The sequence below is a fragment of the Periweissella ghanensis genome (genome assembly GCF_918814755.1).
Taxonomy (GTDB): domain Bacteria; phylum Bacillota; class Bacilli; order Lactobacillales; family Lactobacillaceae; genus Periweissella; species Periweissella ghanensis.
In genome coordinates, this window is sequence record NZ_CAKKNT010000043.1 from 1 (window position 1) to 8,949 (window position 8,949).

Annotated in this window: 11 protein-coding genes; 2 read left to right on the top strand and 9 right to left on the bottom strand. The window is 34.7% G+C overall.

The features are described from left to right. Positions 1–553: 553 nt before the first annotated feature. Both LQZ76_RS09600 and LQZ76_RS09605 read left to right on the top strand, forming a co-directional pair. Positions 554–802 carry a GlsB/YeaQ/YmgE family stress response membrane protein gene (locus tag LQZ76_RS09600; protein ID WP_230099495.1) on the top strand — a complete coding sequence of 83 codons (249 nt, stop codon included), beginning with the start codon at positions 554–556 and terminating at the stop codon, positions 800–802. Between the two features lie 9 nt (positions 803–811). Then, the gene (locus LQZ76_RS09605; RefSeq protein WP_230099496.1) at positions 812–955 is read left to right on the top strand and encodes a hypothetical protein; all 144 of its coding nucleotides are present in this window, start codon (positions 812–814) and stop codon (positions 953–955) included. A gap of 70 nt (positions 956–1,025) precedes the next feature. On the opposite strand, the gene LQZ76_RS09610 is transcribed toward LQZ76_RS09605, so the two are convergent. The 9 genes from LQZ76_RS09610 to LQZ76_RS09645 all read right to left on the bottom strand — a co-directional run bounded on the left by LQZ76_RS09610 (position 1,026) and on the right by LQZ76_RS09645 (position 8,903). Then, positions 1,026–1,997, bottom strand: a complete 972-nt coding sequence (locus LQZ76_RS09610) for a Gfo/Idh/MocA family protein (protein ID WP_230099497.1) — start codon at positions 1,995–1,997, stop codon at positions 1,026–1,028. Positions 1,998–2,084: 87 nt separating this feature from the next. Beyond that, on the bottom strand, positions 2,085–2,555 hold the full coding sequence (locus tag LQZ76_RS09615) for a DUF1440 domain-containing protein (protein WP_230099498.1): 471 nt from the start codon (positions 2,553–2,555) through the stop codon (positions 2,085–2,087). A 661-nt stretch (positions 2,556–3,216) separates the two neighbouring features. Then, on the bottom strand, positions 3,217–4,182 hold the full coding sequence (locus tag LQZ76_RS09620; protein WP_230099499.1) for a GH25 family lysozyme: 966 nt from the start codon (positions 4,180–4,182) through the stop codon (positions 3,217–3,219). A gap of 11 nt (positions 4,183–4,193) precedes the next feature. Beyond that, positions 4,194–4,697: a phage holin, LLH family gene (locus LQZ76_RS09625; RefSeq protein ID WP_230099500.1), complete on the bottom strand. Its 504-nt coding sequence runs from the start codon at positions 4,695–4,697 to the stop codon at positions 4,194–4,196. A gap of 1 nt (position 4,698) precedes the next feature. Next, positions 4,699–5,010 carry a hypothetical protein gene (locus LQZ76_RS09630; RefSeq protein WP_230099501.1) on the bottom strand — a complete coding sequence of 104 codons (312 nt, stop codon included), beginning with the start codon at positions 5,008–5,010 and terminating at the stop codon, positions 4,699–4,701. A 71-nt stretch (positions 5,011–5,081) separates the two neighbouring features. Beyond that, positions 5,082–5,333 (bottom strand): hypothetical protein, encoded by a 252-nt coding sequence (locus LQZ76_RS09635; RefSeq protein ID WP_230099502.1) that lies wholly within the window; start codon positions 5,331–5,333, stop codon positions 5,082–5,084. Positions 5,334–5,336: 3 nt separating this feature from the next. After that, positions 5,337–5,471: a hypothetical protein gene (locus LQZ76_RS10035; protein ID WP_284706045.1), complete on the bottom strand. Its 135-nt coding sequence runs from the start codon at positions 5,469–5,471 to the stop codon at positions 5,337–5,339. Further along, positions 5,452–8,079, bottom strand: a complete 2,628-nt coding sequence (locus LQZ76_RS09640; protein WP_230099503.1) for a phage tail protein — start codon at positions 8,077–8,079, stop codon at positions 5,452–5,454. Before LQZ76_RS09640 ends, LQZ76_RS10035 begins: the two co-directional genes overlap by 20 nt. Next, the gene (locus LQZ76_RS09645) at positions 8,076–8,903 is read right to left on the bottom strand and encodes a phage tail domain-containing protein (RefSeq protein ID WP_230099504.1); all 828 of its coding nucleotides are present in this window, start codon (positions 8,901–8,903) and stop codon (positions 8,076–8,078) included. The genes LQZ76_RS09640 and LQZ76_RS09645 overlap by 4 nt, the downstream gene beginning before the upstream one ends. Between the last annotated feature and the right edge of the window lie 46 nt (positions 8,904–8,949).

Sequence of the window (8,949 nt, forward strand, 5' to 3'; positions counted from 1 at the left end):
TTAAAATTAAATACTCTTAATTTTAATTGATTGAGGTGGCTCAATGTTATTGATTATTTTTGGTATACATTTATTGACTAAAAATGGCTCACTTTAGTTTAGCAGTCACAAATGGCTATATATAGGCATTTTGGAAAATAAAAACTAATATAAAAGTATTCATTTTAATCCCCATGTCCCCAAATTTTCCCCAAAAACAAAAAGTAATACACAACAAAAAGCCCCCAGCCAATTAAGGCCGGGGGGTGATATTTAATTTATGGTAATAAAAAAAGACCTAACAAATTAAGTTGGGTCTTTTAATCATGTCTAACTCCGCTTAGGAGACTACATTATTTTAACTTATCTTAGATGTTTAGTCAAATTTATATACATAAACTCTATAATAAACATATCCTGATTAACACTTATTTACAGATCATAAAATATAAAGAACACAAAATAAAATGCATCAACAAATAATCCAAATATTTGAAATGTACTAGTTTAAAGTTTAGAATATAATACGTTAATAACTAATTATTAACGTATTATATTCTAAAGGAGATTTTTTATGCATGTTTTATGGGTTTTAATTATTGGTGCAGTTATTGGAGCTATTGCCGGAGCTATTACTAGCAAAGGAACATCAATGGGCTGGATTGCTAATATTGTCGCAGGTCTTGTTGGTTCATACGTTGGCCAAACTATTCTTGGTAACTGGGGACCTCATTTAGCAGATATGGCTTTGATTCCATCAATTATCGGTGCTGTAATCGTTGTTGTTGTTGTTTCATTTTTGGTTAATCGTTTCAACAAGTAAGGATTTTTTATGTTTAATATATTAAAAGCTATTTTTAAATTAGTTGCTGCTTTAACTTTAGTTATCTCTGGAATTTTTATCGGTGGTACAATTTTCACAGCAAAAAAAATTGATGCTGCTGGAGATAAATTACAAGAAACAATACATAACTAACAGTTATAATTGTTTCTAAATAATATATAAAAAGGAAGTAAACACAATATGTTTACTTCCTTTTTATATTTTATTTATTTGAGATTTGCTTAGACCAATCTTTTTTCATTTCTTCAAATATTTTAAAAACATCATCTGTGATCTGTTTATAAATATTTAATTTACCTGGTTGTTTTACAACTTCCTCAAAATCTAAAATTTCATAGAATAAAGCGTCTTCTGTTTTACCTAACTTCAATTCTTCTGTTTTACCAGTTTCTGTATGATACCATACACCTGAATCTGCACGAGGATAGTCATGAATTCTAAAATAACCTTTAGTTCCTGAAATAGTTAAGGCTTTAGGTTGCTTAGCTTGTAATGAAACCGAGACAGTAGCCATTTCACCATTTGAATTATATAAAATAGTTACAGACTGCTCATCAACAGTTGTTGGTGCAAAGTCTACAAATGAATGTACATCATCAGGATACTTATTCATAAAATACATTGCACCAGTAACACCATATACTCCCATATCAAGTAGTACACCACCACCTAAATCAGGATTGAAAAACCTATTTTTTTCATCATATGGTTTAAAACTACCATGCGTTACAGAGATGTTCTTTATATCTCCCAACTCACCTTGAGAAATCTTCTTCTTCAATTCTTTCATTAAGGGCATATGAACTATAGTCATTGCTTCCATTAAAATTAAATTTTTTTCAAATGCTAATGTTTCTAGGATATCCAAATCAGTTTTATTTAATGTTATTGCTTTTTCCATAAAAACATGTTTTCCATTAATCAAAGCCTGTTTAGCGATATCAAAATGTGTATTATGTGGTGTTGCAATATATACAGCATCAACATTTTTATCTAAAAAAACATCTTCTAAATCATTGAATCTTTTATCTATGAGATATCTATTTGCAAAGTCTTCTACTTTTTCTTTATTTCTACTAAAAACACCATAAATATTGGTATGATTTTTATTGAATGCCGTTGCCATTTCATTAGCTATGGTACCTGTTCCAATGATCGTCCAGTTTAAAGTCATAATAAATCCCCCATATATTTAATTAATACATAAACATTATATTATTAAATAACTTACAAATTCAAATGTTATGCTTTAACTTTAAAATCATTTAATCATTAGATAAACATAGATATAACACATATTGATAATATAACCCCAAAATACATGACCTAAAAATTCAGAAAAATGTTCCTCAAATGGTTGTTTACTGATACTAGGTACAGTGTGCGTAATTGGCATAATAATCAAATGAAATAATACCCAAATGAACATTCCATAAATTATACCCTGCCAAATACCAACAACAGGAAATAAAGTAATAAGCCACACGTACAATAAACCAAAAGTTATAGAAAATCCAAAATGCATAATTAATGATACATATTGTACTTTTTCACCAGAATACTCATAATATTTGTGTGTAAATTCTTTTGAAAACCCCATTTGTTGTAACATACGTTGAGGTGGATTTGTCTCATTTCTAGCTTCATTCCTAGGTGGCAAAAGAATCTCCCATCCTAATTTAAAAAATCCTGATACTACACCAGCTAATAATCCGGCTAAAATAATAAGCATTACATGATACTCCTTTGTTATTTATTTAGTACAATCATATTATAATATAGCTATACTTCTTCTTAAAAATATTGACATACAAATAAAAAACCTAGCATGGATTTTGCTAGGTTTTTTATTATTTTAATTTATAAAATTAAAATATATAAGAGGTGATAAGAGAATAGATTAATATTAACTCAGTTGCTACATAATTACAAGTTTTTTACTTTTAAATAGACAAAAAAATCCTTAGTATTAAATGCTAAGGATTTTTCTGATATCTGTTATCATCAAACTATTTTCATTGACAGATTAATTGTAAATTATTTTAAATATGTGGTCAAGTTATTTGGTAGATAATTTTACTACAACTGTTACCCTTGTGTATTCTTGATGCTCAACCTCAATAAAAAATTTATCAGCAATTTACAGATAAGGACTTTTCTATTATGTCGTTTAAAATTAGTATCAATAATTTATAAAATAAAAATGTATTATCGGACATCTTAAACCTATAAAAAACAATTACAAATACTTATTTTAACAACTAAAAAAGACCTAACCAATTAAGGCTAGGTCTTTTCTGGCACATACATTACATAAAATTCATATTAAGGAGAATCCAGATTTATATTTTAAATTATCTTACATTTTTGGTCAAGTAGCCTGGGCGCTAACCTTAATCAATGATAATATGCCCCCGATTCAAATTAGATTGAATTTGCTTAACAGTCGCTGCGCCAGCGTAACCATCAGGATAAACATGTAACCGTGCTTGAAGTGCTGCAATTGTGGTTGGCCCAAAGTAACCGTCAGCTTGAACACCCAATACTTTTTGTAAATTGTAAATCATTCGTGATCCACCAGTTCCAATTTGAATGTTCATAAAGTTAGGCGCAAATTGGGATGAATACTTAGATTGGCCGCTAATTACACCATCTTGTACCGTACCTAATACACGTTGCATAGCTTTAATAGTTGCTTGTCCCGCATAACCGTCAACGGTAATAACATCAGGCTTATTCATATAACCATTCATCGTGATACCCGTTAAATCAACGTTACCATCAAGACCACCTAACACGTATGTGCTAGTGAATTGCCACATTCCCACCCCTGCCATACTAGGGAAGAAGTCAAACAATGGTTCACTCCGAACTTTGTAGTCTGGATAAGCTGCTAACCACAAATGACTAGAATATTTGCTCAAGAAACGAGCAACATCAACGTGGGCATAGATATATGGCTTACCAGTATATAACATTGGCGTGTAACCAGCTTGTGCAATACGATCCATTGCATACAGGATAGCATTCGTATTATCAGTTACATTTCCACTAGCACCTTGTTCATAATCAATGGCCACAATTGAGCCTTTAGGCGTTTTGATTCGTGGTAAGAAGTAATCTAACACCAGTTTGGCTTTGTTAGCATCACCACCCACTTCGAACCAAATGTATGTGTGAAGTCGTAAGTCAGCCATTGCTGTTAATTGGGTTGGATAGGTCGCTTGGTTATAGATACCAGTAGATGGACTATAACCCCCAATTTGTAGAATAGCGAAGCCATCACGCCCGTAGCCACGTTTACCATTTGGACCTTGCCAACGTGCTTGGTCGGTACCGTGTGCTTTAATTTGTACCATAATTTTTCTCCTTATTTTTCTGGAGCAAGCGCATTAATTGCATCAATCGCTTGTTGCTTTTCATCAATTTTAGCTAGGATATTAGCTGATTGTTCCTTTAAAGTTGCCAATTCTTGAGCAGCTGAATTAGCTACTTGTGCTTGGTTTTCAGCAACTGCTACTTCGGCTTGCTTGGAATACACTGCATGAAGTTGGTCAACTTGTTGGCTGTATGCACGTTCAATTTCATTAGCGATTAATGTTTCATCTGCTGGTTTCAAACCTGCTTTATCAAGTTGAGTTTGAACCTCATTAATAGCAGCTTGATATTTTTGGTGAGAAGTTAAGTTATTGAGAATACCTGATTTTTCAACTGAAACAACTGCTGCATTGGCCAAAGTTGCTAATGTGGCGATTGTTTTTTGTTGGCTTGAAGTTGTTGCATACTCTTTTAATTTGGCAGTTACAAACCCACCTAGTGCCGTGATAACGATTGTACCGATTGCTTCAATTAATTGTGTGATTGATTGTTCCATGTTATTTGTCCTCCAATTTGTTAAGTCTTTCTTCGTGTACAGCGATTGTTGTTTTAAGTTCAGTAGTATCACTTTCAAGCTCATCAACTCTAGTAGTTACGCTTCCTAGCACATCAATTCGGCTAGTTAATCTTTCTAACCGATCCGTAAGTTTATCCACTTTAGCCATAATGCGTTCAGTCACTTGATCAATTACTGCATTGAACATGTCGTTAAAACTAGCTTTAAACAAAAATCGCCACAAGGCATATAACCCCGCGACGACTCCAAAAATTAATCCAATATCCGTTATAGTTCTCTCAAATATAGCCATACTTTAGCCTTTCTATATGTTTAATCGGGCATTCCACCCATTCGGCATTTAAGTTTACTGACTGCTTAAAATTACTTAGCTGGTTGTTGATCAGCTTGTGGTGCTAACATTGCGTCCACATTCGCTTTAAACTTAGCGATTGCTACTTGCTGAACATCTGATTTAGTTGAAGTCAATGTAATACCATCGGCTTTAGTTAATAAAACACCGCCATTAATTGCTTCAGGATATTCACCGCCTGATACAGTGCAAGACATGCTTTGTAATTCAAGCGTGCCGTCTGCGTTGAAAACTGGTGTAATGTTGTTGATTGTCACTTGCATGTTTTAGTCCTCTTTGCTTTCTTTTTGCAATTCTGTGATTTCTTTTTTCAATTCTGCAATTTCCGCTTTAGCTAATTCTTCATTCACTTGAGATTGAGCTAATTTAAGTGCCAATCCATTAATTACTGATTCGTTCATTTTTCAATTCCTCTATTTCATTTTTTAAATTCTTAATAACTGGTATCAAAGCAACCGCTAACCGGTCATATTTAATACCTTCAATTTCACCCTTCGGATCACGTACTACTAGCCAATCTAAGCCAGCTGCTGCTAAATCTTCCGCAATCATACCGAACTCAATGCGTGGTTTTTGTTCATCGCTTTCTTCTTTAAACCGGCGAATTGTTGCTTTATCAAACCATGTTGCTATCGGTACCTCAAGAAGCTTATCGCCTAGGTGTGTTTCAGCTGACCTATGAATTGACGTTTTATATTTTGTTGCTGAAGTCGTCCGAACTAAAGCTCCTGTGGAGGTTACAGCTAAATTAGCTGGTGTTGAATTTGTTTGATTGTACGCTGATGGAATTTGAACGTATTCACCTGCTAAAGTAATTCGTGTCCCGCCATATCCTGAACCTGCTGAACCATTCGGAGTTGAACCCACCACAATATAAGGGCTACTTGCGACGAATTGACCGTATGCTTTCCCACCAGATAACACAACCCCGCGTGAAGCCCCGCCGATTTTTGTTGGAAACCAACTATTACCGTTACGCCCTCCAGCCAATCCGACAAATAACTCTTGGCCTAACGCAAAATCAAATCCACTATTTGAGTTATCGCTTGTCGTCAAAGCGACGTACTCACGTCCCATTAATCGAGCTCCGTAAAAACTGAAACCTGCTCCATTGTTTGAGATACTGAAATAAGGATTTGAATTCGTGTCATATATCTGCGGTTGTGTCAGAAATAACGCACCGTCTTTAAGCATTGCTGTAGCAGCGTAGGAGCTAGATGATATGAAGTTATTATCAACATCAATCAGAATACCGTTGTTCGGTGACGATATGCTCCCCTTATATATCTTTATACCTTCTCCACTTTGAATGTTGAATGATTCGTCATCGTACATACGAATAGCATCATCACGTAACACGAACACTTTAGACCCTTGATTCGCTCGAAATTCCATACTTAAACCTGAAATTTTACCAGTAGTAATCTGCGAAGCGTCAATATTAATAACTCTGATCTTACTTGCATCAAGTGTTCCAGTTGTGAAGTTAGAGGCATTAAGGTTCTTAAAATTACCACCTAATGCATAGAATGCATCAGTAACAGTAGTTGGCCCATCTAAAATTACTAATTTTGCTTTTATTTGAAATCCAGATTCATCAAGATTAATCTGGTTAATTACATCACCCTTTTTAACTGATAAATTAATCTGGTCTTTTAAAACATCAATTTGAGCTGTATCAGCTTTGCCATCTAAACGTTTATTGGTGTCGCTTGCTACTTCATTCGTATAATCTTTTGCTTGATTGACTGCATTATCAACACCATCAGCAATCTGTTGACCCATTTCAGGGTCAATACGCTTATCCCAAAAATAACTATCATCAGAACGTTTAGTATAGATGTATAACACCTGGCCATCACCACTTTGAACCCAGCCTAAATCACCTTCATTAGCGTTCGTTGGTAAATTATCTACAGAATCAACTGGGTAGATTGCATTCTTACCATCAGCTGTAATTTGCGCTGATATTGCAGCTTGATTAGCTTGGTCAGCTGAATTGATAGCGTTGTTAATCCGTGATGAGATTGAAGCGTTGGCTTCTTGATAACGTTGAACTGAACTAATGTTACCTGCTGTAACCGCATAGCTAATCCGAGTACCGTCACTTGAGAACTCGTCATCAACGTTGATAATACGGATTTTCTGTTTGAAATTAATCTTCTCATCAACGGCTGTAATCCAGTCGCCAACTTTGGCCATCTTGTAGGGATACCCTGATTGATTTAAATCATATAACGATAGGCTAATTGATACTGGTAAACTATCATCAACTTTAGATTTCAGCGCAGCCAGTAAATTAGCTTGAATTGTGTACCGTTCATCATCAATCGGTTCAGCTTCAATCCGTCCATACGTATTAGCTAGTGGACTCTCGTAAACCACATGAAGCCGTGCACTGTTTTCATCATTAGGATTAGATCGAACACCAAACCCTTCAGCGTAAGTAGCAAACCCTGATATATCATTTTGAATTGCCATATCAGACAAGTTAAATCCATGTCTAACAATCGTTGATAAATCAGTCCCGATTTTTTGATAAATTGATACAAGCGTGCCATTAACTTCAAATTCAGCACCAATTGCCGTGATAATGTCATTAAACATGGACATCTTGCTTGTCATGCCAAAGCTATCTTTAGCTATTGCATTCGGACTAAAATTCAAAGCATACCTATATCCTGTTCCATCAAAAATACTACCTAAATAAGCAGTAATCGTATTACTACCATTAAATTTTCGATAGAACATCTTCTTAGAAAAGTCCCAAAAGAACTTATGAATAGCGTCAAATGAAATAGTATTATCAGAGTCGTGGTGTTCAAAATAAGTAATTACATAAGGTTCACTATCAAACTCTAAACCCCAACCAGTATCAAGGTTATTAAGCACATCATCACCTCTGTAAATGGTTCCTGATAATGACTTTTCCCCATTCACTGAATGTTTACGACTTATACTAGCAACCGCCAAGTGAGCATTATTATTAATATCTTTAAACTTGATCATAAATAAAGCTCCTTGTAATTGTTGATTATAATAGTTGCGTCAATTGAGCATTGAACAGGTATCTGACCTGTTGGTGTTGGCTCTAATACGAAATATTCAACGTTCGTATAGTCGTTAATTGATAACAAATTCTTTGTGTTATACATGCCACCCAGTACAAACACATCGCCAACCGCTACCGTACCGCTGTACGTCCATGTACGTGAGCCAATGGTTAGACTAATACCGCTAGCTGTTTGATTAGCAATTAACTGCACATAAAAAGGCACCTCGAGTTGAGACGCCTTAGTAGTACCTGCATATGGTATTGAATTAGTGATTGTTAATGTCTTATCTACAGATTGTCCAAATGGCAAACCTGCCGTAATGAATGTAATTTCTAATTTATAAATTTGCTGACCGTTTATATTCCCTACAAAACTAGGTTCAATCACGTCATCAACAGTCACATAAAAACGTTTAAAACTAGCAACTTCATTAGCTTGCCCTATTACATTACCGGACGTTTGCCCCGGACGTTCAAAACTATATTGCCCATTATCAGAGTACATTGGTGTGATGTAGTAAGGCTCTATACCACCTAATACCTGGTATAACCAATCACGCTTTACTTCATAATCAGATTGATTACTAGCAACTAAATACCCTGAAAATTTAAGCTTTTTATCTCCATAATCGCCACCAAAATTAACCTTTCCATTCCGTCCTTTAAATGACAAAGTGTTTGGTGTGATACTTGGTGATGATTCGTCAAAGTTGGTTGTAACAATGTTCCTGCTACTCAACTTAATGCTTTCTAAATTATTAGTGATTAGTAGGTCCATTAGATACCTCCTCCCATGATTAAATTATTGATATTTTGTCGGCGTG